Below are 24,890 nucleotides of genomic sequence, written 5' to 3'. Positions count from 1 at the left end.
TTATTAACAGAAAGTTCAATATGAATAAAAGATATATTTTAGTCGGGGCTCTTGCCACCCTGGCTATGTTCTCTGGCTGTAAAGAAGATTTCTTAGAGAGGCCACCATTAGATACTCTTACTGACGGTGCATTTTTCAAAACCGATGCTCAGGTGTTGGCGGCGACTGCCCCACTTTATAATGTGGCTTGGAAAGATTACCATGATCAAGCCTCTTATTTCATAGGAGATATTCGGGGAGGAACCTTGTTCTATCCTTGGGAAGCCCCGGCAGAGCGGAGAGACAATGTGCTCTTTAGAGCAACCGGTGTTTCCAGATCAACTTTGTGGGCATACCAAGCTTGCTATAATGTTATTGCACAGTCAAACATGGCTATCTATAACATTAATAAGTTAGCTGGCCCAGAAGTAAGTCAAGCAGCTAAAAATCAGGCAATAGGGGAAGCGCGTTTTATGCGTGCAACTGCCTACAGCATTTTGGTCACTACTTTTGGTGAAGTTCCTATCATTACTGACAACGTTGCGGATTTAAACAATGCAGAAAAGGTGCGGAATACCGTGCCGAGTATTTGGGAGTTTATTACCCGCGACTATTTGTTTGCCGCAGAAAATCTACCTCTTACTTCTACGCAACCCGGCAGAGTTACCAGATGGTCGGCAGAAGGTATGTTGGCTCGTACTTACCTTACCCGGGCAGGTGTGAGCGGCTCAGGCGGACAACGTAACCAGGAGTTCTTAGATAAGGCAAAAGAGTATGCCCATCGGGTAATCACCATGAGCGGAAAGTCTTTGATCAGACCATACGAGAATCTCTTCAAATATCCTTACGATAATAACGCTGAGTCATTATTTGAAAACCAATGGGTATTTGGAGACAACTATCAAGCGGCTAATACCATGGCCTCCCAAATTTACCCTATGGGTGAAATAGCGGTGAATAATGATGGCTGGGGTGGTAACTATAGTGCTACCTGGTGGATGATGAGCTTGTATGAGGGCTTGATCACAAACCAAGATGACACTGATCCGGCTAATGATGGACAAATCAAAGGCTCCACCATGGACCAAAGGTTAAAAGCTACCTGGATGCTTCCAGGTTTCCACTATCCTGAAATCACAAATAAATTAACAAACCAGAAACTAACATGGCCTGCCCCTGGTGCAGGAGCCACCAACAACTACGCTGTTATCAAAAAGTATGTAGTTGGTAATGATCTGGACTTGGGTGGACAAGCTGCTCAACAAAGGTATCCGCACAACACCTATATGATGAGATTGGCAGAAATGTATTTAACGTATGTTGACGCTGCTGTTGGAAACGCTGAATCAACCTCTGATCCGCAGGCAGTTCAATATTTTAATGCCATTCGTACCCGCGCTGGTTTACAAACTGTAGAGGGGCCAATTAAAATGAGTAGCAGGTACCCTGAGGTTGGAGAAGAAGAGGTATATGAAGACCAGGTGTTTGAAGAATGGGTGAAGGAGTTTGCCATGGAGAATTTAACCTGGTATGCGTTAGTTAGAATTCACTATTACAACCCACAGAAAGCTTACAACATCATCAACAACCAAGACAGAGCATTGTTTCTGGCTGCACCAGATCGTTTCCCTAACCCAACCGGCTGGACATTCACTAAAACTGATTGGGTAACTGAACGGACTCCAAATGTTGGCCCTGGTAATTTCTTTATGCCTTTGCCTACCGTGGAGCTTAGCCAGTCGCCAAGTTTAAGCCAACCACCTGTTGAGTATGTTTTTGACTAACACAGCAGAAGGTTAAAACATCATTTATTTAGTTCATAAAAAGATATTTATATGAAACATAGTTTAAAATCCTTGATGTTCCTGTTCGTCGCGTTTGTGATGAGTGGAATGTTTATAAGCTGTTCGGAAGATGATGATCTTTCGAGCGGCGGTACCCCTATGATTAGCTATGTCCGGGTAACCCGTCCGGCAGCATCAGATTCTCTTATTGTAAAAGCGGGTCAGGGACAAATGATTGCCATAATAGGTCAGAACCTGCAAAATGCCCGTGAATTATGGATTAATGACAAACAGGCAGTACTTCAGTCTACTTTTATTACAAGTACTTCCATCATTACCCGTGTACCATCAGACATTCCAACTGATATCACAAATAAGATGAGAATTGTATTTGCTAACGGTCAGCAAATAGAGCATGACTTTACGGTTGATATCAGCGAGCCAAGACCAACTTATATGGAAAGTGAGTTTGTGAATGCCGGTGAAATTGCCACAATCAGAGGCAACTACTTCTATGATCCGGTTCAGGTTTTCTTTACCGGGGAAAATGGTACCCAAGTAGAAGGAGAAGTGGTTGAGTTATTGCCGAATGTAATAGAGGTAAGGGTGCCTGAGGGCGCTCAACCAGGTCCACTGACCATCAAGAGTAATTTCGGGGAAACAGAATCAGATTTCTGGTTCCGTGATAATCGTAACATCATTGCTGATTTTGAGGATACTGACTTTTCTGGCTGGTGGCACGGACCAAGCTATATTTCTAGCGGTACGGATGCGATTCAACCTATCAGCGGCAAATTTCTACGCATTGATAAAGACGACACAGGTGGATGGTTTGAAGCTTTTGTTGGTGATGGAACAATAAAAGGGAAAACTAAAAACATTCCGGAAGATGCTTTTGCAAACCCTGGAAAATACACCCTTAAATTCGAAATGAACACTGTAACTCCATTGGTTTATAACGGAATACAGTTTTTCATGGGAACTGGTAGTCCTGGTGATAGAGGTAATGCTTTTTATAACTGGCAGGCAAATATTGATACTCAGAATAAATGGCAGACAGTAAGTATTCCTTTTAAGGAATTCTATGAGGCTAACAATAAAGGAGGAAACAATTTTACCTATAACCCTAATGGTTACGCCGTTTCTCTTCATTTTGTAGGCCCTGGTACAAAGGCAAAATTCGCGATGGATAATTTACGGGTAGTACCAAATTAACTTCCTTAAGAACCTCCTCAATTAAACGAAAGATGAAACACATATATAATTTAAGAGCAATACTGCTGGTATGTTTGCTGGTGAGTTTTGGGTTCTTCACATCTTGTTCTGATGATGAAGGTGAAATAAACTCTGGGCAGGTGGAACTGTTGAGTTTTGGGCCTACCGGGGTTAAACACGGAGAACAGATAAAGTTCATAGGGCGAAACCTGAATATAGTTGAATCCATTGAATTTCAGGGCGCCACTGTGGCAAAGACACAGTTCACAGCTCATACTTCTGAATTGATAGAACTGATTGTTCCTCAAGAGACGGAAGAAGGTAGAGTAACGTTGAAAATTGCCGGTGGTGAGGACGTGGTTTCTAAAACTGTTTTAAGTTTTGAGGTTCCAGTAGTCATCAATTCTTTTACTGAAAGTGCAAAGCCAGGTACAAACATTACCATTACCGGTAATTACCTGAATTGGGTGGACAGTGTTCAATTTGGTTCGCTTGTGCCTCACGTGAAAACTTTTGTTAGCAGATCAATGACTGAACTGGTACTTACCGTACCAATGGAAGCCAAAACAGGGACTTTAACTTTTTTTACAGGTGGTACTGAACCAATGAGTATTGAAACGGAACAGGAACTGCAGGTTACTTTACCTAACGCTACTGGCATCAACCCAACTTCTTTAAAACACGGTGAAAACCTTACCATTACAGGTACAGATCTTGACCTTGTAAAGGAGGTTGTCTTCACAGGTGTTGGCTCAGCAAGAGTATCCACTTTTGTAAATCAATCGGCTACGCAACTAGTAGTAACAGTGCCTAATAATGCTTCAACCGGTACACTTAAATTAGTGGCTATGTCTGGTGAAGAAGTAACTACTACCCAAACCATAACGGTTATTTTGCCTGCCATTACCAATATGGCTCCAAATCCGGTAGATCCGGGAGGTAAACTCACCATTACAGGCACAAACCTTGACTTGGTGAAAACTGTTAATTTTGCAGGCGGCGCTTCTGTTTCTACTTTTATTTCTAAGACCCCTACTCAAATTGAATTGACAATGCCCACCGCAGATGTTGTGAATGGTGCTGTTACATTCATTACAACCCGTGACTATTCAGTTGCCACTGGAAAGACATTGAATATCAATATTGAACGTCCTCCATATTTCATCTTCAATGACGCCCTTCATTCTGAGTGGCAGAAGTGGAATGGCTGGGGAACAACCGTTCAGGATATGGCAAGTACAGAGCAGGTTTCAAGAGGCTCTAGAGCTATAAAATTAAGTTATAATGATAGCTACGGTGCTCTGCAGTTGCACCCCACTAATGCTAAAGTTATGGAAGGGTATACCACTCTTGTTCTTTATGTTTATGGTGTTACTGGTGATTACCAAATGTCTGTTGCCCTTCAATTGAAAGATGGAAAAGATACCCCTGACGGTACCTTCATGGTGAAGCAAGGGGAGTGGAAGAAAATTGAAATTCCAATCAGTACTTTTGGGGATTTATCTGCTGGTATCAATGATTTTAGACTTAAAAACTATGGTACTAATCCAAACACAGTCTATGTAGATGATATAGAACTTCGTTAATTAGATACCTAACGCATAAAAAGAGGAAGGGCATTTTGCTCTTCCTTTTTTTATGCCGTTAGGTAGACGTTCCAGGAATACAATTTACAACGCGCCTTTCTACTAAGCCCAACTGTGGTAGGTAACAGATCTACCTTTCATAAAGGTTATGTTTCTGCAGAGCATCTTTGAAGGCTGGTAGGGGTAATGATTGGTACTGATACATACCTTCACCATTGATGAATGATAAGTTATGCTTGCTGACGATAATCAGGCGAAATTTAAAATCCTCTTTTATACCTGTTTTCTTAAAAACAACCCTAAAACGATTGGCTGAATTCTCTGCAAAGATTAAGAAGATGTAGGCAAAAAGGGTTAAGATTTTACTGATACAGAACGAGGCCGTACCAGATGGATTAAAGAAGAGCCTTAGTATTAAATAGGTTTTAAACTGCATCGCCAGCATCTCCTAAATTCTTACTTACCCGAAGTGACAATTAATGAAAGTTATCAAATTTCAATAATGCTCCCTATCAGGCTCTCCTTAAGGGTACCACCCACATTAAGTACAAAGTTAAGAGGAGGATTAAAGTGTAGTCTAAAAGGGTTTGGCACTGGGTGAGTCCAATTTGCTGGATGATGTGGATGGGTTTAAATAAAAAAGGCTGCCTAAATCTTAGGCAGCCTTTCCGCGCAATACATGAAAAAAATCAAACTCTTGTTTTGTTGCTTCTGAAAGCTGCTTCTGAGGCCATTGGTGTATTTTTAGTCCAAAGGGCCTCCATTTCTTCAAGTGATTTACCCTTGGTTTCAGGAACCATTTTCCAGACGAAAAGGAGAGACAAAACACTCATGACACCGTAGAAGCCATACGTAAACGCACCGCTAAATTCCATCATGGAAGGGTAAGTGGCCGAGATGAAATAGTTGGCTGCCCATTGAGCTGCCACAGCAACGGCAACGGCTTTCCCTCTAATTTTATTAGGGAATATTTCTGAAATTAAAACCCAGCAGATTGGTCCCCACGACATCATGAAAGAAGCCGTGTAAATGATAATAAATACCAAGGTGCTTATTCCTATGATCTCGAAATAAGAAAGCGCTGAGATGGCAAACATACCAATGGCCATACCTATAGAGCCTACAATGAGCAGAGGTTTTCTGCCCCATTTATCAACGGTTAAAATAGCAACTACTGTAAAGAAAACATTTACCACGCCCATTACAACCGTTTGTAGCATGGAAGCGTCAGTGCCGGCACCCATACTTTGGAATATTCTAGGTGCATAGTAAAGCGCCACGTTTATGCCCACAAATTGCTGGAAAACAGATAACAGAATACCAATAATGATCACTGTTTTTCCGTAAGACCATAGTTTCCCTGAGTGGTGCTCAACGGTATTTTTGATGTCGGCAAAGATTTGTTTAGCGGCAGTACTGCCATTCACTTTGGTAAGAATCTTCAGCGCCTCTTTGTCTTTGTTCACCATGCTCAGGTATCTAGGAGATTCAGGCACGAAGAACAAGAGAATACCGAATAAACCCGCCGGGATGGCCTCAGAAAGGAACATCCTTCTCCAGCCCACTTGGTCCAGCCAATCAACAGACTGACCGCTGGCAATGCCCCAGTTAACGAAGTATACCACCAGCATACCGAAGATAATAGCAAACTGATTTAGAGAAACCAGGCGGCCACGCAGGTTGGCAGGAGCTAACTCTCCTATATATACCGGACAAACGGCAGAGGCTAAGCCTACCCCAATACCACCAATAATGCGGTAAAAGTTGAACATGTACAGTAGACCCATAGTTGGTCTTCCTTCTTCAAAGAACAGGAACTCCGGATAACCAGAGCCTAGCGCCGATAAGAAAAACAGTACAGCTGCTACGATTAATGTCCTTTTACGCCCTAATCTAGAAGCTAGCAATCCTGAAATGGCACCACCAATAATACAGCCAATTAAGGCACTGGATATGGTTATTCCATGAATCCAAGTGCTGAGGCCCTGGCCGGTGATCAAATATTTCTGTACCGATTGCTCTGCACCTGAAATAACGGCAGTGTCATACCCAAAAAGTAGACCACCCAAAGTAGCAATTAAAGTAATGCCGGCTATGTAAGGTATGTTCTGACCTGCCGTTACCTTTTCGTTCTGAATCATAATGAACTGGAATAAGGTGTATGAATAATTTTAACCTAGATATACCGGTTGATCAGGTTCTCCAAGAATTCTTGGCGTCCGCTCTTAGGCTGTGGCTCACCATTTTCAACGGCAAAGTCGCGCAGGTTTTCTAAGGTTAGCTTACCAGCCTCAAACTCCTGACCTTTGCCGCTATCAAACGTAGCATAACGTTCCTGACGGATTTTGCGGTAATCAGAATTCTGTAGAATGTTATCAGCGGCAATCAAAGCGCGGGCGAAGGTGTCAGCACCACCAATATGGGCATAGAAAAGGTCTTCCATATCAGTAGAGTTTCTTCTGATTTTGGCGTCAAAGTTTACCCCGCCACCTTGCAATCCTCCGGCCTCTAAGAACACAAGCATCGCCTCGGTTATCTCGTTCAGGTTGTTCGGGAACTGGTCGGTATCCCAGCCGTTTTGGTAGTCACCGCGGTTGGCATCAATAGAACCTAACACCCCTGCATCAGCGGCCACCTGCAATTCATGTTGGAAAGTATGTCCGGCAAGGGTGGCGTGGTTTACTTCAATGTTGATTTTGAAGTCGCCTAACAGGTCATGCTGACGCAGGAAACCTATTACGGTAGCGCAGTCATAGTCATACTGGTGCTTGGTAGGCTCAGCGGGTTTAGGCTCTATAAAGAACGTGCCCTTAAAGCCTTGCTTGCGGGCATAGTCTTTGGCGGTGTGCAAGAAGCGGGCAAAATGCTCCTGCTCGCGCTTCATGTCGGTGTTCAATAATGTCATGTACCCTTCACGGCCACCCCAGAAGACATAGTTCTCTCCGTTCAAGGCAATGGTAGCGTCCAAAGCGGCCTTTACCTGAGCGGCAGCATGGGTGAGCACATGGAAATCTGGATTGGTAGAGGCACCGTTCATATAACGGCTATGCGAGAATACATTGGCGGTACCCCAAAGTAATTTAACACCACTTGCGGCTTGCTTCTGCTGGGCATATTCTACCATGGTTTGCAGACGACGCTCGTTCTCCGCTATGTCGTTGCCATAATCTACCACGTCTACATCATGGAAGCAGTAGTAAGGCAGGCCCATTTTAGTGATAAACTCAAAGGCAGCGTCCATTTTAGCTTTTGCGCGCGTGATCACATCTGAACTTTCATCCCAAGGGAAGGAAAGGGTAGGGCCGCCAAAAGGGTCAGAGCCGTTGGCGTTGAAAGAGTGCCAATAAGCCACTGCGAATTTAAGATGCTCTTTCAGGGTTTTACCGGCCACCACGCGGTTTTCATCATACCAGCGGTATGCAAGCGGGTTATCAGATTCTGCACCCTCGAATTTTATTTGATTGATTCCTTTAAAAAATTCTTTGTCTCCTAAAGTTACGTTTGCCATGGTGTTGTTTAAGTATAAAAGGTGTTAAATGTTAGTTGTTCAGTGAAGTTGACAAAAGAGACTTCCATTCCTGGTACGCCTCTTCATACTGGTTTACATTAGTGGGTTCAATCAAGCGCAGGCGCTCAAACTGCTGAAAGGCTTCAGTTGCCGATGCAAAAGTGCCTGCCCCAATTCCAGCTCCTAAGGCCGCGCCCACACTGCCGTCATTTTGGTAAAGTTCTACCGGCGCATTGGTAGCGTTTACAAACGCTTCGGCAAAAAGCTCGCTCAGGAACATATTGGCCTTTCCGGCTCTGATCACCTGTGGGTTCATGCCGTTCTCACGCATAATGTCTAGTCCGTACCTAAAGGTAAAGGCAATACCCTCCTGCACGGCTCTGAAAATATGGGCCTTGGTATGAAGGTTGAAGTTTAGACCGTGAAACTGTGCTCCAATAATTCTGTTGTTGAACACCCGTTCTGCTCCATTTCCAAAAGGGAAGATGCGCAGCCCGTTGCTCCCCACGGCTACGGTAGAAGCCTGTTCGTTCATCTCCGGATAACTCACGTTATGGGTCAGATTCTCTTTAACCCAACTGTTCATGATACCGGTACCGTTAATGTTCATGAGTACACCCACACGCTTGGCGTCTGGCGTGTAATTCACATGTGCAAAAGTATTTACCCGTGACTGTTGGTCATACACCAACTGGTCGCTCACACCGTAAATAACCCCCGAAGTTCCAGCGGTAGCGGCTACTTCACCCGGATTCAGCACGTTCAATGACAAGGCGTTGTTAGGTTGGTCTCCAGATTTATAGGCTACCGGAATGCCTGTCTTCAGGTTCAGTTTTTGAGCCACGTCAGAGGTCACTTCCCCATGCGAAGAAAACAACGGCCTTACCTCCGGAATTAAATCTAGGCTAAAGCCGAAGTAGTTCAAAACATCCTGTGACACTTCATCATTTTGAAAATCCCAGAAGATGCCTTCAGAAAGGGCAGAGGCGCTTGTGGTGATGCTTCCGGTCAGTTTCATGGCGATGAAATCACCAGGCAGCATGATTTTGTGTATCTTGTGATAGGTTTCCGGTTCGTTATCCTTCACCCAGGCTAATTTAGCGGCGGTAAAGTTTCCAGGCGAGTTCAATAGGTGCGAAAGACTTTTCTCAGCGCCTATGGCATCAAAGGCTTTGTTGCCATACGGTACCGCGCGGCTGTCACACCAGATAATAGAATCACGCAGCACCTGCTGGTCTTTGTCTACTACCACCAAGCCATGCATCTGGTAAGCAATTCCAATTGCCCCAATGTCTTCAGGCTGATATTTACCGGTGGCGTTCACCTTCAAAATTGCCTGTTGCACGTGCTCCCACCATATCTCCGGCGACTGTTCGGCCCAACCCGGCTGCAGGGAAGTTATTTTTGATTCTGTTTCAGGATACTGCGCTGAAGCAACGGTTTTCTGGGTTGCAGAATCTACTACGGAAGCTTTGATAGAACTGGTACCAACGTCAATTCCTAATAAAAGCATATAGGGTTAATGTTTTAAGTAATGGTCAAAGGAGCAAAGCGGGTTTTCCAACATGTGCTTCTACAAACATAGTAAATAAGTGTCATAAAAACATTTACTATTTCATAAAATTTTATCCTTCATTAGAGATAATTTTTATGAAACAAAGATTGAAATCGGTGGCAAGTGTTAAATTTATAAAAGCTTTAGATGAAATCAAACCTGATGTGTAGGTGAAAATCAGATTACTACTACAGAAAACCCCAATCTTTACTAAAGTTATTAATGCATTAACGCTAAGAATATTTATACGCTAGAAAAATATTGGGCTGCAATTTCCCTCAGCGTTTTAAAAGTCAGTTTTGAAGCTGATATCTGAAAAACAGGCTAAAAACAGTAACCAATTTTTGAATGGCTGATCTTCACAATTCATTAGTGAAATGGCAGAGCCGAGGCAGGGCTGGCGGTTGAATAAGAAGGTACAAAAAGGTACCTTTGTAAGGTATGGACGTTTTTATAACATCGCTGAATTCGGGGAGCAACGGCAACTGCTATTACGTGGGGAATGAGTGGGAGGCAGTGCTGATTGACGTGGGCATTTCATGTAGGGAAACTGAAAAGCGAATGCAGCGTCTTGGTTTGTCAATGGGGCGGGTAAAGGCAATTTTTGTCTCACACGAACACTCAGACCATATAAGAGGCGTTGAAGTACTGGCCAAGCGGTATCAGCTGCCGGTGTTCATCAGCCAGGGCACGTTGCAAAATTCAAGGTTAAAGCTTCCTCTGCATCTGATCATGCCACTGCAGGCAGATGTTCCGGTTCAGATAGGCAGTTTGTCTGTTACTGCTTTCCCAAAATTTCATGATGCCGCAGATCCACATAGTTTTGTGGTTTCTTGCAATAGCATCAATGTGGGTGTGTTCACTGATATTGGAGTGCCCTGCGAAAGGCTAATGTATCATTTCGGGCAATGCCACGCCGCCATTCTGGAAGCTAATTATGATGAGGAGATGTTGGCCAATGGGCACTACCCTTATTACCTGAAAAACAGGATCAGAGGGGGCAAAGGTCATTTGTCTAATACACAAGCCTTAGATGTGTTTCTAAACCACCGGCCCCCTTTTATGAGCCACCTGTTGCTGGCGCACCTTTCAAAAGAAAACAACAATGCCCAAATGGTGCAGGAGTTGTTTCAGGCGCATGCACAGGGCACGGAGGTAGTGGTAGCCTCCAGATATGAAGAAACGCCCGTCTATCAGATAAATTTAACCGAAGAATTGGTATAGCCTTTTCTACCGCAGAAGTAGCTTTTCTGTTTTAGACTTGTTTTACGAAAAGTAGCCTTAAAACGGCTGTTGCTGTGGGAATTTCTCCTTCTCCTTCTGCTCCTGATTATATGCTTTAGCATAACGCCTGAAAGGCAGATAGTGCCATAAAATAGGCTTCCGCTGCGGTACAAACTACAGCTGGTTTATGACGTAAAACCACAGTTTTTTAAAGAAAAATATTATATATGTAGTTTGAACCAATACCCTTTCCCCATGCATAAAATTTTACCGCTGCTATTCCTCTTTCTTTCTTTTAACACCATTCTTGCCCACGCTCAAACCGCCGCAGATACAACCTGGAGACGTAGTTTTTCGGCTGGAGTGAATTTGAATCAAGCTTCTTTCAGCGACAACTGGAAAGCTGGAGGCGTAAATTCAGTGGCGGTAAATGCTTTTCTGAACAGTAGGGCAGACTATAAATGGGAGCGGGTCTCTTGGGACAATTCCATGCAGTTGCAGTATGGCATTGTGAAAAACGAAGGGGAGGGGATGCGCAAAAGCATTGACCGGATTTTCCTGGATTCTAAGTACGGCTACGGTTTTTCAACCGATTGGAACACCTTTGTTTCAGCTAATTTCTTGTCTCAGTTTGCGCCTGGCTACGAGTACGATGTAGATGACGTTGGTACAGACCGTTTAATATCAAATTTCTTTTCACCCGCTTTTCTGACTTTTGCGCTAGGAGCCGAGTACAAACCAAACCCTAACTTCTCGCTACGGCTTAGCCCTTTTGCCCCTAGGTTCACCTTTTTGCTAGATGAAGACGTGGCTGTGAACGAACGATATGGGGTACCAGAAGGAGACAAGGTTCGTACCGAGTGGTTGGCGGCCATGATACAGGCAGATTACCAGAAAACGGTTATGACCAATGTTGATTTAAAGGTGCACTATAATGCCTTTATCAATTATAAAGAGTTAAGTTTTAAAAGAGTTGACCACAGGGTGAACCTAGTTTTAGCTGCCAAAGTGAACAAGTACATTAACGTAAACCTGATGGGCAACCTCATTTACGACTATGACCAAGATTCAAACATTCAGTACAGCCAGTCTTTGGGCTTAGGCGTTTTGTATACGCTGCAGGGTTTTTCTACCGGGCAATAAAACTAGGTGCGTTGTAAACATCGGTTTTAAAGAAACGCAACCTCCTAGCTGTTTTTTAGCTTTACCGTTACCTATAGCACCAATAAGGTTACTCCTGTTTTAGGCTTGTTTTTGCAGAAACAGGTCTAAAACAGAAACACAAAATTGCAACTGCTGCTCATGAAGCGAGCCACCGTTTGCTCCACTGCCTACCTTTGCAGAGGGAAGGCAGTTTATTTTTTTGTACTAACCTGTAAGGAACTAAGCTTGTCAAGTTGGTAAATGTCATTTCTGAACTGAAGCTGGCCCGTCTGGTCTACCCAAGCGGTGTAATAAGCCAGCTTCACCGTAACGGGCGTAGGTAAAATAATGGTTTGATTAGGGGCATTTTGCTGTAGTTCAGGGGCGGTGGTGCGCACCGTTGCCCAATCCTTTTGAAGCAGGTAAGTACCCAGCATTTCTGGGTTTTCTACCCGCACACAGCCGTGACTGTAGGCTCTGACAGGGTGGTTAAACAGGCTCCGCTCCGGAGTGTCATGCAGGTAAATGTCATGCTGGTTCGGAAACATGAATTTTATTTTACCCAGAGAGTTCTTTGGGCCAGGCTGCTGAACTACCCAATACTTACCCTGTGCCACTTCTTTTGGGTTAGACAGTAATTCACTGCCAGTAACTTGGTGCTTTTTAGTGCCCTCCGCCCTATATACCACCATATTATTCCGGCTCAAATAATTGGGGTCAGTTTTCACCATAGGTATGATCTCGCGGCGCAAAATACTTTGGGGTACCGTCCACGTAGGGTTGAGAACCAAATAGGTAATAAGGCTGTCCATGGGAATGGTCTGGTGCTGTTTTTCAGTACGCCCAATGATAACACGAGTTTGCCAAATAGATTGGCCACTTGAGTCAAGCAAATAAAGTTTAAAGTCCGGCAGGTTAACAAAAACCATACGCTGAGAGGGTTGTGTTGACGCCTGTTGCCAGCGTTGCAGATTCAAGGTTATTTGTGCCAGTCGCTGATCAGGAGGCACGTTTAGGGCTTCAAGGGTCTGAGGTCCTACCACTCCATCTGGAGTCAAACCATGCCGCCGCTGAAACTTCTTTACAGCCTCTTTGAGCACATCATCAAATAAAGAATCCTGCTCTGAAACGGTAGAAGGCAAGTCGCCGGTTAACTGAAGATTGTTTTTAAGGCCGGTCACCTCTGCGGCTTTCTCGCAAGCCACCAGACATACGTTTTGATCAATAGATTTCCACTTGCCGGAACGGGCAATATTCTGATACTGCTGCTGGGCCTGCCGTAACAACTCTACCTGCCTTGCAGGCGAGAAAACAGCAGGTTGTGCCTTGGCTGCACCTGAGAAAAATAATATATAAATTAAAGCAAATAGAACTCTCCAATGCTGCTTCATCTTTCCCTCCTTTTCTACTCTGCGTTCAGCTGGTTAGCTGGTTTATGACCAGTATATGATAATCTTACGGTAATATGCGTGGAGGGGGCTAAATTTATGACCACGTTTTGGGTAAGAGGGCTATGGTAGACTGTTTTAAGCATGTTCCTGAAATTGTTCAAATTCTGTAAAGTGCTTTAGGGTTTAAGAATCTAAATTTTGATGCAGCATGTAGATAATGGCCGTGACTTTCAGTGCAATAGTAGACAGGGTCAAGGAAGAATTAAATGAGAATAAATGACCTGTAGGGTGATGATGATCATGTAGAAAGACAGCAATTACTTCTTAATTGCGTCTGCTTTCGACCCGTTTTTCTAAAAACAGGCTAAAAACACCACCGATGAATTAGACAGCACCAGCTATGCAGAAGGTGACATATGTCATTCTTTGAGTTCCGTAGAAAGGTTATCTTTGGAACTTGAGCAATCACAGAGCGCGCATGAGCGAACACCCAGAAGAATCCACTTTCTCACAGCATCAGAACATAGATGACAAAACTCGTCTTAAGGCAATAATTGACACGGCTATTGATGGTATAATTACCATTGATGCACGGGGAACAATTGAAACGGTTAATCCGGCTGCCGCCAAAGTTTTCGGTTATCTGCCGGAAGAGGTAATAGGGCAGAACATCAAGATTCTGATGCCCGAGCCTGATCGTAGCCTGCACGACCAGTACATTGAAAATTACCACCGCACCGGCATTGGTCAAATCATAGGTATTGGCCGTGAAGTATTAGGGCGCCGCAAAGATGGAACTGTGTTCCCGTTTCTGCTTAGCATCAGTGAGGTAAGGCTGCATGACAAGCAGATCTTCACCGGCATTGTGCACGACATTTCTAACCTGAAAAAAGCAGAGGCGGCCCTGCGCGAAAGCGAAAACAAAATCACCTCTATCATACAGGCGGCAGTAGATGGCATCATCACCATAGATACCCGCGGCATCATGGAGATGGTGAACCCATCTGCGGCCAAGCTTTTCGGGTATGACCCTGAGGAACTGCTGGGTAAAAGCATTAACATGCTCATGCCGGAGCCTGACCAAAGCCGCCACGACAAGTACATACACAACTATGAGACGACAGGCCACAGAAAGATCATAGGTATTGGCCGGGAAGTGACAGGGCTACGTAAAGACGGCTCTACTTTTCCGTTTTACTTAAGCATAAGTGAAGTGCAGCTGGCAGATAGGAAAGTGTATACTGGCTTTATTCATGACATTACCCAGCAGAAACTGAACGAAGAAAAGCTGCGTAGGTACGCGGCTGAGTTGATGCGCAGTAACTTAGAACTGCAGGATTTTGCCTATGTATCGTCACATGACTTGCAGGAGCCGTTGCGTAAAATACAAGCCTTCGGTGACAGGTTGCTCACCAAGGAACAGGACAACCTGAGCGAGCAGGGCAAAGATTACCTGGAACGTATGCTCAATGCGGCCTCGCGCATGCAAAACCTCATCAATGATTTGCTCGCTTTCTCCAGAGTCACCTCTAAGGCAACGCCTTTTGTAAAAGTAAGCTTAGACACCATTTTAACAGAGGTACTCTCTGATTTGGAGATAACCATTGAGCAGACTGGTGCTACCGTCAACCGCTCGCCTTTGCCCGTTATAGAAGCGGAGCCCACACAAATTCGCCAGCTTTTCCAGAACCTGATCAGCAACGCAATTAAGTTCAGAAAAGATGATGAAAAACCGGTTATCAAAATTTCGGCAGAACTTATACAGCTAAAGGAGCACCTGACCGCTACCCCCGGCGATGAAATGGTTAAATTGTTCATTCAAGACAATGGCATAGGGTTCAACGAAAAGTATCTGGACCGAATTTTCAATATTTTTCAGCGGTTGGAAGGCCAGAAATACGTAGGTTCAGGTATTGGTTTGGCCATTTGTCGTAAAATAGCCATTCGGCACGGAGGTGATATTACCGCCCGCAGTCAGCCCGGAGTAGGAACTACTTTTATAGTGAGTCTGGCTGTAAAACAACCCCAAGAATAGAAGAAAGTAATAGAATATGACCGATAACAGAAGCATAAATAAGAGTATTGTTATTCTTATTGCCGATGACGATGCCGAAGACCGCATGTTGTTGAAAGAGGCACTGGAGGAAAACAAGCTGCCCAACACCGTTAATTTCGTTGAAAACGGAGAAGAATTAATGGATTACCTTCTCCACAACGGCAGGTTCGCCGACAAAGAAAAATACCCGCTGCCTGGCCTTATTCTTCTGGATCTGAACATGCCCAAAAAAGATGGCCGTGAGGCGCTGAAAGAAATCAAAGAGAATGACAACCTCAAACATTTGCCTGTGGTGGTGCTTACTACATCAAAGGCAGAGGAAGACATTCTGAAAACATATGATTTGGGCGTCAGCTCTTTCATCACAAAACCGGTAACGTTTGCCTCCTTGGTTGAAATGATGCGAACCCTGGCTGATTATTGGCTGGAACTGGTGGAATTGCCCAACAACAACAACAACAACATCAAATAAAAGCCATACATCTGGCGCTAAATTTTTTGCATTCAATCCCTAAGAACCCGCTTCTGCCCATGCCTGACAGAATAAGGATTTTACTTGTGGATGATGATGAAGATGATTTTATCATTACCCGCGACATTATTTCTGAAATTCCGGCCCGCAATTACCAGCTAGACTGGGCTTCGTCTTTTGGGGCTGCTTTGGAAAAAATAGCCCTAAAACAGCATGATGTTTATTTAGTGGATTACCGCCTGGGCGCGCATGACGGGCTGGAGCTTATAACCCAAGCGCTGGAAAACGGCGCTACCGAACCTTTTATCCTGCTCACTGGCCAAACCGACCGCGAAACTGATGAGAAGGCCATGAAGCTGGGTGCCTCTGACTATCTGGTGAAAGGTAACATCAATCCGTATGATCTGGAGCGATCTATCCGCTACAGCATTGAGCACGCTAAAAGCTTGGTGGAGATTCAGAAACTGAACACCGAGCTGGAGCAGCGGGTAGCCGCCCGTACCCGTGAACTGGCCGAGGCCATCAAGAAGCTGGAGAAAACAAACAAAAGCCTTTTTGAGGCGCAGCAGGAAATCCGGAAAGCCTTGCAAAAGGAAAAAGACCTGAACGAGCTCAAAAGCAGGTTTGTGACCATTGCGTCGCACGAATTCCGCACTCCTTTGAGTACAGTTTTGTCCTCGGCTTCGCTCATCAGCAAATACCAGCGTACCGAAGACGATGATAAGCGCCAGAAGCACGTTACTCGCATAAAGTCGGCGGTAAGTAATCTCACCAGCATTCTGAACGATTTCCTGAGTTTAAGCCGCATAGAGGAAGGTAAGATTTACAACGTGCCCACTAATTTTGAGCTGCAGCCGTTCATGGAGGAGATTGTTGATGAAATGCAAGGCTACATACGGGTAGGGCAAAAGATCCATTACCAGCACCAGGGCAACTCTGGCGCAGTGACTTTAGACAAGCACATCCTCAAAAACATTATGCTCAACCTGCTCTCCAACGCTAGCAAATATTCCGCAGAGGGTAAAAATATTTATCTTACCACCCAAACCGATGACCAGCAGGTTATTTTAGCGGTGAAAGATGAAGGCATTGGTATTCCAGAAGCTGATCAGGCTCACTTGTTCTCACCGTTTTTCAGGGCCGGGAATGCCGTTAATTATGAGGGAACTGGCCTCGGCCTCAATATTGTAAAGCGCTACGTTGATATCTTAAACGGCACTCTGGAATTTGAAAGCGCCGCCAGTGAGGGTACCTCGTTTATCATTAAAATGCAGAAACACCAGACCGCATGAAAAAGATACTGCTCATAGAAGACAACAACGAAATAAGAGAGAACATAGCCGAAATTCTTTCTTTAGCCAACTATGATATTCTGGAAGCTGAGAACGGGAAAGTAGGGGTGGAGCTGGCCAAGAATGAGAAGCCTGACCTCATTATCTGCGACATCATGATGCCACAGCTTGACGGGTATGGCGTACTGCACATGCTGAGTAAAATTCCGGCAACCTCTGGTATTCCTTTCATTTTCTTAACGGCAAAATCAGAGAAAGACGACTTCCGGAAGGGCATGAACCTGGGCGCCGACGATTACCTGATCAAGCCATTTGATGATCTGGAGCTACTGGATGCCGTGGAGATGCGCCTGAAGAAAAACGAAATCCTTCGCGCCGATTTCCAGAAGAATGCGGAAGGCCTGAACAACTTCATGCAGGAAGCCAAAGGGTTGGAGGAGCTGGATAGCCTCATTTCAAATGAACGCAAAATCTCAGTGTACAAGAAAAAGCAACAGCTGTTTGCCGAAGGTCAATATCCGCACTCGCTGTTTTTCCTGAACAAAGGCAAAGTAAAAGCCTTTAAAACCAATGAAGAAGGTCGTGAATACATTACCAACCTCTACAAAGAAGGAGAGTTCATTGGTTATCTGGATTTGCTGGAAGACAAAACTTACCGCGAATCTGCGGTGGCGCTGGAAGATTCAGAGTTAGTGATCATTAACAAAGAAGAATTTCACTCACTGCTGTACCAAAACCGCGACGTAGCCAACAAGTTTATTAAAATACTTTCTGGTGATTTAGCCGATAGGGAAGAGCGCCTGCTCAAACTGGCCTACAATTCGGTGCGGAAACGCGTGGCCGAAGCCTTGCTTTTGGTGGAGAAGCAGTACCAACAGGAGAAAGGAAAGAACTTCCAGGTTACCATCTCCCGAGAAGATTTAGCTAACATTGTAGGTGCCTCCAAAGAAACCGTTATCCGTACCCTCTCTGATTTCAAAGACGAGAAATTGATTGACATCAACGGCGGTAAAATCACTATCGTCAACTCAGAGAAACTAGCCCGCATGCGGAATTAATGAGCAATGATTAATGATCAATGAGTAATGATTATTGCTCAGAGAGAAATGATTAAACATTTTATGATCTGGGAGCTGTAAAATGTTCTGAGAGCATTTATCAAAGCTGTTTTGAGACTGTTTTAAGAAAAATAGGTGCAAAACAGCTTTGTTTTTTTATACAGGAGGTCGTTCTTATTACTCATTACTCACTACTCACTGTTCATTATTTATTACTCATTAAATTGACAACTATCTCCCTTAAAGATGACAATGGTCATGTTTCTGGCCTCTGGAAAGCCAGAAATTTGCATGGTAATAAATACAACCATGCAGCATCAGTTTAAAGCCCTCACTTTATCTTATAAAAACGCTCCCATTGCCATAAGAGAAATGGTAGCCCTGAATGAGATTGGCTGTAAAAATTTATTAGACAAAATAAGAGAGTTTACAACCGCCCAGGAGGTGCTGGTGTTGTCTACCTGCAACCGCACCGAGGTATACTACAGTGCCGAAGAAGACTTGAGCCGGGAGATCATTAAACTGATAGCCATTGAGAAGGGCTTTTTGGCTACCAGTGTCATTGCTCCTTATTTCCTGAACATACAAAACCACCAGAATGCGGTGCAGCACCTGTTCAACGTAGCCATTGGGCTGGAGTCGCAGGTGGTGGGAGATTTCCAGATACTGAACCAGGTGAAGAACGCGTACCAGTGGGCAACCGATGCCGGAGCCGTAGGGCCTTTCCTGCACCGTTTGCTGCACTCCGTTTTCTTCACGAATAAGCGCGTGGCCAATGAAACAGCTTTCAGAGACGGCGCCGCCTCGGTGGCATACGCAACCGTTGAACTGGTGGAAGAGCTAACCAAAGAAATTGAGAACCCCAGGGTTTTGATGATTGGCGTGGGCGAAATGGGTACGAACGTATGCCTGAACTTCCAGAAGTCAAAGATAAAGAATGTGATTGTGGCTAACCGCACCCACCACAAAGCTTTAGATCTGGCTCAAAAAGCCAATGCGCAGGCGGTGTATTGGGAAAACATAAATGAGGAAATTGCGCTAGCCGACGTGGTGATTTCTTCTGTTCCCGGAGACTGCTTTACCATTACCAAGAAAGACCTGACCGAAACAGCAGCCACCAGTGAACCAAAGTTTTTCCTGGACCTGTCTATGCCCCGCAGCATACAAGATGATTTAGCCACTATTGCTGGGGTGAAAGTATTTAATGTTGACGCCATTCATAACCGCGCCACCGAAGCTCTAAAGAAGCGTTTAGCCGCTATTCCTGCGGTGCAAAACATCATAGCAGAGTCCACGGCCGATTTTCATACCTGGGCGCAGGAAATGTCTCTTTCCCCGGCTATTCAGCAGTTCAAGAACCGTTTAGAGGAGATAAGACAGCAGGAGGTAGCTCGGGCTTTGAAGAAAATGAATATCCAGGACCAGGAGTTGCTGGAAATGGTTACTAAGAACATTTTGAACAAGATTGTAAAGCTGCCTGTACTGGAACTGAAAGCAGCTTGTCAGCGGGGCGAATCTGAAATTCTGTTGGAAGGGTTAACTGCCCTGTTTAATCTGGAGCAGGAGGTAGCGTAGTTTTTAAGTATCAGCAGATCAGCCTCTGGTATGCTGCGAGGCAGGCATGTTTTTATACAGTATGAGCAGAAGTACGCTCATGATTTAAAATCAAAGATCAGACAATGGCTACGTTGTTTGCCCATACTTCCTTCATCACCTCATCTAAATCTTGCAAAGCTTTAGAGCAGTCGCCAAAAAATGAAGAGCCATGCATAGTGGCAAGCGTTTTGGGTTTTAGATCTGCCAGCTCATAAAGCATCTGTTTGGTTTTGTGTGAATAGGGGGTGTAATCCATTAAGGGGCCGCTTTCATATGCTAAAAGCGCAGACTTGTGCGAATCTAAAATGTCTTTATCAGTAAGTGCTGTTGCATCACCATTCTGATGAAAGAGATCAGAACAAAGCAAAGTTTTATCTGTTTCCTCAAACATAACTCCTGCGTCCCAGCCGTGGGGTAGGTGCGGGGTTCTTATGAACCGGTACTGACGTTTGCCAGTGTTCAACACGTCGCCACTTTGCATGGCAAGCGCAGGGCGAATGGCAAAATCAGCCATATTCACCAAAGCACCCACTTCACTACATACAGCCTTAGCGTTCGGGGCAATTTGTAACCACTCATTCAAGGCACCGCACTCATCTACTTCAAAATGGCTAAAGCCAATCCACCTAAGTTGTTTCGGATCAAGTAAAGAACCAACTGCCTTTAGTAAGACAGGAAACATCTGCTTCATGCCCGCATGGTATAACAGGGGCTCATCGTCTTTTATAATAAAATGGTTAAACTGTAATTGAATTTCTGGTACATAAACCGAAATCCGGTACACGTCAGCTGAGATTTCATCAATTTGATACATAGCTCTTGTATAAATAGGTGGAATTCTAATTTATTGATAATCACAAAATCTAGAAATACTCAACTACCCGTGGGGGTATTAGTGGGTGAGCCATGCCCTGAAATATGTTCAGGCCTGCCGGCTTTCTCTTTCTTACAGGTTAAATCTTTCTTATAAGTTTACTTGCTATTACTTATGATCTCTTCTGTCTTATTTGATCTGTAAGATGCCACGAAGCGGTTGATTTACGGCTGTAATATCAAGGTATAAAATTTTCTTTAATATCTTAGCAAAAAGCCTGTTAGTTTATTGTTTTCTAACGTTTTAAGTGGAGCTGATGGTGGAGGAGGAGCCTTGCATATTAACTGCGCTTTGTCAGCGGTTATTAGTCTTAAAGTTACCTTTGCAATAATGAATTCAGTTAGTTGCTTTATCTACTTGGAAAGGTCCGTAAAAAAGTTTTTGCACATCTGCAGTAGCATTCTTCTTAAGAATTAATTCTCTGAACTCCTGAAAGTTAACATAAAACGCCCTTGGGAAGAAGCTTACAGATTTTTCTAATCCATTACCCTCTTTATAAACTAATTTCCACCGGTACATTTTGTTAAGATGGAATGGTTTCATTTTCATAGAGAGAATATTAATAAGAGGAATCTTCTCATCCATATTTTTAGATTTAATATAAAGGTATTCACTGTCGTACGCAATAATCTTTTCTCTATCAAAAAAACGGAAGAAGAAGTAGCCAATTATTGCAAAAACTAATGAAACAGCCAGTTGAAGAATAAGTGAGCCATTATCTTTTGGTTTATTTAGATTAAACAGCAGGGGTAAGTTTATATAACATAACATCACCACCCATGGAATGATAAAGAACCGGTATATTCTGGAATTGGAAACTAGTCTTTTATGCATTTTATATCACCGGTTAGTGTACACAGCGACGGAGGTCGTCGGCCGATTCTGGAGTTAGCGCATTGTTGTGCAAAGTTATTTTTCATGCCACTTTTGTTCGAAAATATCAATGAACTGAGCATATCGTGAGCCTTTTTCAGCGTGCTTCCTGGTTAGCTTTGCCCACTTGTTAAATTTCTCCTTATTTCTTACCAGATAATAAGCCTGAGCCATATTTACTGCCATTTCACTTTTCTGAAAATCATCCTTAGAGATTTCTATCCCTTTCATATATGCATTTTCAGCACTGTCCATTTGGTTGGAATATCTGTAAGCATATCCAAGTTCACGATAGAAGAATGAATTTTCAGGATTGTTAGCAATTGCTTTTTTTAAAACTGATATGGCCTTATCGAACATTTTTAAAGCATTGTAGGCGTATGCTAGCTCAAATTCAAGTCCATCGTAGTGTGGATCGGTTTGATAAGCCTGAGTTAGAGGTGCTAAAGCTAAATGGCTAGCTCCTACATGATTGTAGTGGAATCCAATGTTTTTAAGATAAGGCACCGTTTCAGAGCCAATTTTATAGTTAGATAACCACTCAGGTTGGTTCGGCAACCCTAGTTCACCGATTTGCTTGCTTGACAATACAGCAACATTCGCCGTATTAGGTGCTAACCGAGACTTTAACGACTCTTGAAACTCCCTTGGAAGAGCTTTTAGTCCTTTTTCTCCTACAATAAATTTAGAAGCATAATCAAATGTGAAACCAGCCTGGTCATCCAAGTAAATAAACCCGAATGTATATGTCGAATCACCTTCCTTTTTTGGGAAGGCAATCCATTTATCCACAGCTTCGTAATATTTCGTTTTGAATGTTAAACCAGCTTTGTCACTTTGGCCTAAACAAAAGGTGGTGGTGAGTATAATCAATAAAATTGCTAATCTCATATTTTTATAATTTTGCACAACGGTTAGTTTAAAAGGAGCAAGGCCGTCGGCCGTAGCATGATACCTTTACAGTATTGGCATTAGTTATTTTATTTTGAATTCCCACTGGAATTCGTCCATTATAAATTTTTCTAAAGCTGTAAATCTGGTCTCCTCTTCATTGTCATTCGGAAAATGGGTTCTAAAAGTGAACTGATTATATTTCCCATCCTTTTTTTGCTCTATGACATATAAGGAGAAAGGTTGGTGTAAAGCGGGAGAAAATCCTTCCTGAGATTCGTATTCTAAAATATCTAAAGAATCTAAGGGCTTTAGAAAATTAGTAGTACCGCTCTTGGGTTCAAGTTTTATCTGAGTCAGAAATTTTCTTTTCCTGTTGTTTGAGAGTCCGATTTCTATTAGTTCTGCTTGCTCATTAAACATGCTGTCTATGGACACGGTAATTACTCTATCTATTGAAGTGCCATTGTTTATCCATATCCGGACAATGTTGTCTGCATCACTACTTTGAACAGGGAACAGTCTCTCTCCTGAGTATCCGTAATTTCTAAAAGACATAATATGCTCTCTTCCAGCCGTACAAGAAACAGAAATGACTATTAATAGTAGAATTAATTTTCTCAAAATATGATTATTTGAATTGCTGTCAATTGCCCCGTTTAAAAGAAGTGCATGGCCGTAGGCCAAGGTTGGCGTTTAGCTGTTGTTAGTTGCTGTTTTTCTTTAGTCTACATTTAAAATCCAAGATTTTTCTTCACTTCTGTAGCTTTTGGAGTATACTCCATTAACCAAATAGGATAGGTAGAAGCTTTGGCGTGTAGAGTCGGTTCTATAATACAAATTCTTCTCTGTACTTTTGTCAATGTCCCGCAAGTCGCTGATGCTCTGTGGGTATTTGGAGTTTAATTCATAATATTCCTCAAAAATAGGCACTATCCTCTCTGCTTGTAACTGTCTCTGGTGAGTGAAAAAGTTAATAGCTGCAATTGAAGTGATTACTGCGCAAACTAATCCACGAGAGGTCATTCTTAACAACTTCAGAAGACGCTCATCTGATTTTATGTTTTCAGAGCCCTTATCGGCTAGTACGATAAGATAACGGCCAACTACTACAAATCCTGTTATGATAATCAAGAAGAATATCTCAAAAACTGAAGTCGTTCCAACAAGCAAGCCTAACAAAATACCAGTAATAATTGGGGTAAAAATTTGTGATTTGTAGGGCATATAAATTGCCACAACGGCCTCGTATAAACAACGTGCTAGGCCGTCGGCCGTAGCATGATGTTTACACCTTGTTAGAGCTTAGTTTTTCTTGTAGGCATTGATGCTCTATTAAATTTTGACGAAACGTCTCCTTATGACATTTCTGCCTTCTGTTATCTCAATTAGGTAGTTACCTGGTAAAAGCTGGCTTAAGTCTACATCGTTGTTTGATTCAATAACTCCTGTAAGCACCTGCCTGCCTAGCATGTCAAAAATTGTTAAGGAGGGTTTCTTTAATTTACCGATGTTAGAAATAATTTTCAACCTCCCTGTTGTAGGATTGGGGTATAAAGAAATTGCTGCACTTTCTTCTTTTGATTCCTTGATGCCCACCTCGTGCGTGAAATGAGCTACCAAGGTTGGTCGGCTGTTATCAGGCAAGGTAAAAAGTACACTTTTTTTAGAATCATACCTTAATCCGTTCGAACCATAATTGCCGCAATCTGATGACATAAGGTAAACTGATGAATAACTAGCTAAGTGGCCGTTATTCATTTCCGAGTAATACCCGCTTACAGTTAGAGGGTAATTTTTAGCTTTTATGATAATCTCAAAAAATCCCGAAAATGAATCGAAAGACACAAAAGGCCTTAAATCAATTTTGGAGTCTGTGTTAGTAGGAAACCATTCTCCAGTTATTTCCCCATTTGAACCGAAAATACCTTTGTTCACGCAACTCATGGAAGTTCTTTCCCTCTGAATAACTCTAATATCTAAATCATCAAAGGGCTCTCCAAATATATTTGATTCCCCTAATTCTGAATTCATCCCTAGGGTAGACTGGTCATGGATACCTAATGAAACAGAGTCTTTTTGGCCTATAGCATCCTCGACTATAATCCTCATTATTAAGTTCTGTGAGTAACAAGGGAGTGTAGCCATTGTGATAATAAAAATTAGTAAGTTTTTCCTCATATTCATTTTATATTAAAGTTTTAAAATATACATAATCAATTTATGTAATTAGCTCTAACGGACTAGGGTAAAAGACGTGCTAGGCCGTCGGCCGAAGCATGATTTTTATACAATCCTATGTTTGCAAAAACCATTTAACTTGTACCAAAAGAGAAGAAAGGGAGGAACAAGATTATTTATACAATGAGGCGGTTGTAAGCCTGTCTAACATG

General features: G+C 43.2%; 22 protein-coding genes. 10 read left to right on the top strand and 12 right to left on the bottom strand.

The features are described 5' to 3' along the window. Positions 1-20 precede the first annotated feature (20 nt). From A8O23_RS11840 to A8O23_RS11830, 3 genes are read left to right on the top strand one after another with little or no spacing between them, the layout of a single operon-like run. Positions 21-1,763 (top strand): RagB/SusD family nutrient uptake outer membrane protein, encoded by a 1,743-nt coding sequence (locus A8O23_RS11840; protein ID WP_066621453.1) that lies wholly within the window; start codon positions 21-23, stop codon positions 1,761-1,763. Positions 1,764-1,814: 51 nt separating this feature from the next. Further along, the gene (locus A8O23_RS11835; RefSeq protein ID WP_153042175.1) at positions 1,815-2,978 is read left to right on the top strand and encodes a glycan-binding surface protein; all 1,164 of its coding nucleotides are present in this window, start codon (positions 1,815-1,817) and stop codon (positions 2,976-2,978) included. 32 nt (positions 2,979-3,010) lie between these two features. Beyond that, on the top strand, positions 3,011-4,564 hold the full coding sequence (locus tag A8O23_RS11830; RefSeq protein ID WP_066621449.1) for an IPT/TIG domain-containing protein: 1,554 nt from the start codon (positions 3,011-3,013) through the stop codon (positions 4,562-4,564). A gap of 130 nt (positions 4,565-4,694) precedes the next feature. Here A8O23_RS11830 and A8O23_RS11825 read toward each other — a convergent pair whose 3' ends face one another. From A8O23_RS11825 to A8O23_RS11810, 4 genes are all read right to left on the bottom strand, one after another. Continuing rightward, positions 4,695-5,009 (bottom strand): hypothetical protein, encoded by a 315-nt coding sequence (locus tag A8O23_RS11825; RefSeq protein ID WP_066621448.1) that lies wholly within the window; start codon positions 5,007-5,009, stop codon positions 4,695-4,697. A gap of 244 nt (positions 5,010-5,253) precedes the next feature. After that, on the bottom strand, positions 5,254-6,705 hold the full coding sequence (gene xylE / locus A8O23_RS11820) for a D-xylose transporter XylE (RefSeq protein ID WP_066621447.1): 1,452 nt from the start codon (positions 6,703-6,705) through the stop codon (positions 5,254-5,256). Between the two features lie 35 nt (positions 6,706-6,740). Then, positions 6,741-8,072 (bottom strand): xylose isomerase, encoded by a 1,332-nt coding sequence (gene xylA / locus A8O23_RS11815; protein ID WP_066621446.1) that lies wholly within the window; start codon positions 8,070-8,072, stop codon positions 6,741-6,743. A 31-nt stretch (positions 8,073-8,103) separates the two neighbouring features. Then, positions 8,104-9,585 carry a xylulokinase gene (locus A8O23_RS11810; RefSeq protein WP_066621444.1) on the bottom strand — a complete coding sequence of 494 codons (1,482 nt, stop codon included), beginning with the start codon at positions 9,583-9,585 and terminating at the stop codon, positions 8,104-8,106. Between the two features lie 483 nt (positions 9,586-10,068). On the opposite strand from A8O23_RS11810, the gene A8O23_RS11805 reads away from it, so the two are divergent. Together A8O23_RS11805 and A8O23_RS11800 are read left to right on the top strand one after the other, a co-directional pair. After that, complete coding sequence (locus A8O23_RS11805; RefSeq protein WP_066621441.1) at positions 10,069-10,851, top strand: MBL fold metallo-hydrolase; 783 nt, start codon at positions 10,069-10,071, stop codon at positions 10,849-10,851. A 255-nt stretch (positions 10,852-11,106) separates the two neighbouring features. Beyond that, positions 11,107-11,994, top strand: coding sequence for a DUF3078 domain-containing protein (locus tag A8O23_RS11800; protein ID WP_066621439.1), 888 nt, complete (start codon positions 11,107-11,109; stop codon positions 11,992-11,994). A gap of 212 nt (positions 11,995-12,206) precedes the next feature. Here A8O23_RS11800 and A8O23_RS11795 read toward each other — a convergent pair whose 3' ends face one another. Together A8O23_RS11795 and A8O23_RS21985 are read right to left on the bottom strand one after the other, a co-directional pair. Next, a complete protein-coding gene (locus A8O23_RS11795; protein ID WP_066621437.1) occupies positions 12,207-13,385 on the bottom strand; it encodes a L,D-transpeptidase family protein in 1,179 nt (392 codons plus the stop codon). Positions 13,386-13,399: 14 nt separating this feature from the next. Further along, complete coding sequence (locus tag A8O23_RS21985) at positions 13,400-13,528, bottom strand: hypothetical protein (protein WP_262506445.1); 129 nt, start codon at positions 13,526-13,528, stop codon at positions 13,400-13,402. A 335-nt stretch (positions 13,529-13,863) separates the two neighbouring features. Here A8O23_RS21985 and A8O23_RS11790 point away from each other — a divergent pair, with 335 nt between their 5' ends. The 5 genes from A8O23_RS11790 to hemA all read left to right on the top strand — a co-directional run bounded on the left by A8O23_RS11790 (position 13,864) and on the right by hemA (position 19,838). After that, complete coding sequence (locus A8O23_RS11790) at positions 13,864-15,420, top strand: sensor histidine kinase (protein WP_066621435.1); 1,557 nt, start codon at positions 13,864-13,866, stop codon at positions 15,418-15,420. Between the two features lie 16 nt (positions 15,421-15,436). After that, positions 15,437-15,913, top strand: a complete 477-nt coding sequence (locus A8O23_RS11785; RefSeq protein ID WP_066621433.1) for a response regulator — start codon at positions 15,437-15,439, stop codon at positions 15,911-15,913. A 59-nt stretch (positions 15,914-15,972) separates the two neighbouring features. Then, a complete protein-coding gene (locus A8O23_RS11780) occupies positions 15,973-17,205 on the top strand; it encodes a hybrid sensor histidine kinase/response regulator (RefSeq protein WP_066621422.1) in 1,233 nt (410 codons plus the stop codon). Beyond that, complete coding sequence (locus A8O23_RS11775; RefSeq protein WP_066621420.1) at positions 17,202-18,263, top strand: response regulator; 1,062 nt, start codon at positions 17,202-17,204, stop codon at positions 18,261-18,263. Before A8O23_RS11780 ends, A8O23_RS11775 begins: the two co-directional genes overlap by 4 nt. A 291-nt stretch (positions 18,264-18,554) precedes the next feature. Next, positions 18,555-19,838, top strand: a complete 1,284-nt coding sequence (hemA, locus tag A8O23_RS11770) for a glutamyl-tRNA reductase (protein ID WP_317039544.1) — start codon at positions 18,555-18,557, stop codon at positions 19,836-19,838. Between the two features lie 97 nt (positions 19,839-19,935). On the opposite strand, the gene A8O23_RS11765 is transcribed toward hemA, so the two are convergent. From A8O23_RS11765 to A8O23_RS11740, 6 genes are all read right to left on the bottom strand, one after another. Next, a complete protein-coding gene (locus A8O23_RS11765; RefSeq protein ID WP_066621418.1) occupies positions 19,936-20,673 on the bottom strand; it encodes an oxygen-binding di-iron domain-containing protein in 738 nt (245 codons plus the stop codon). Between the two features lie 396 nt (positions 20,674-21,069). Further along, positions 21,070-21,567 (bottom strand): hypothetical protein, encoded by a 498-nt coding sequence (locus A8O23_RS11760; RefSeq protein ID WP_153042174.1) that lies wholly within the window; start codon positions 21,565-21,567, stop codon positions 21,070-21,072. Positions 21,568-21,642: 75 nt separating this feature from the next. Continuing rightward, the gene (locus A8O23_RS11755; RefSeq protein WP_066621414.1) at positions 21,643-22,497 is read right to left on the bottom strand and encodes a tetratricopeptide repeat protein; all 855 of its coding nucleotides are present in this window, start codon (positions 22,495-22,497) and stop codon (positions 21,643-21,645) included. A gap of 84 nt (positions 22,498-22,581) precedes the next feature. Further along, on the bottom strand, positions 22,582-23,184 hold the full coding sequence (locus A8O23_RS11750; RefSeq protein WP_153042173.1) for a hypothetical protein: 603 nt from the start codon (positions 23,182-23,184) through the stop codon (positions 22,582-22,584). 36 nt (positions 23,185-23,220) lie between these two features. After that, positions 23,221-23,724 carry a hypothetical protein gene (locus A8O23_RS11745; protein WP_066621410.1) on the bottom strand — a complete coding sequence of 168 codons (504 nt, stop codon included), beginning with the start codon at positions 23,722-23,724 and terminating at the stop codon, positions 23,221-23,223. 108 nt (positions 23,725-23,832) lie between these two features. Further along, a complete protein-coding gene (locus tag A8O23_RS11740; protein ID WP_161486729.1) occupies positions 23,833-24,609 on the bottom strand; it encodes a T9SS type A sorting domain-containing protein in 777 nt (258 codons plus the stop codon). Positions 24,610-24,890: the final 281 nt, after the last annotated feature.

Source organism: Rufibacter roseus (assembly GCF_001647285.1).
GTDB classification, from domain to species: Bacteria; Bacteroidota; Bacteroidia; order Cytophagales; family Hymenobacteraceae; genus Nibribacter; species Nibribacter roseus.
The sequence above is the reverse complement of the archived record's forward strand: the minus strand, read 5'-3'. Positions and strand labels throughout refer to the sequence as shown.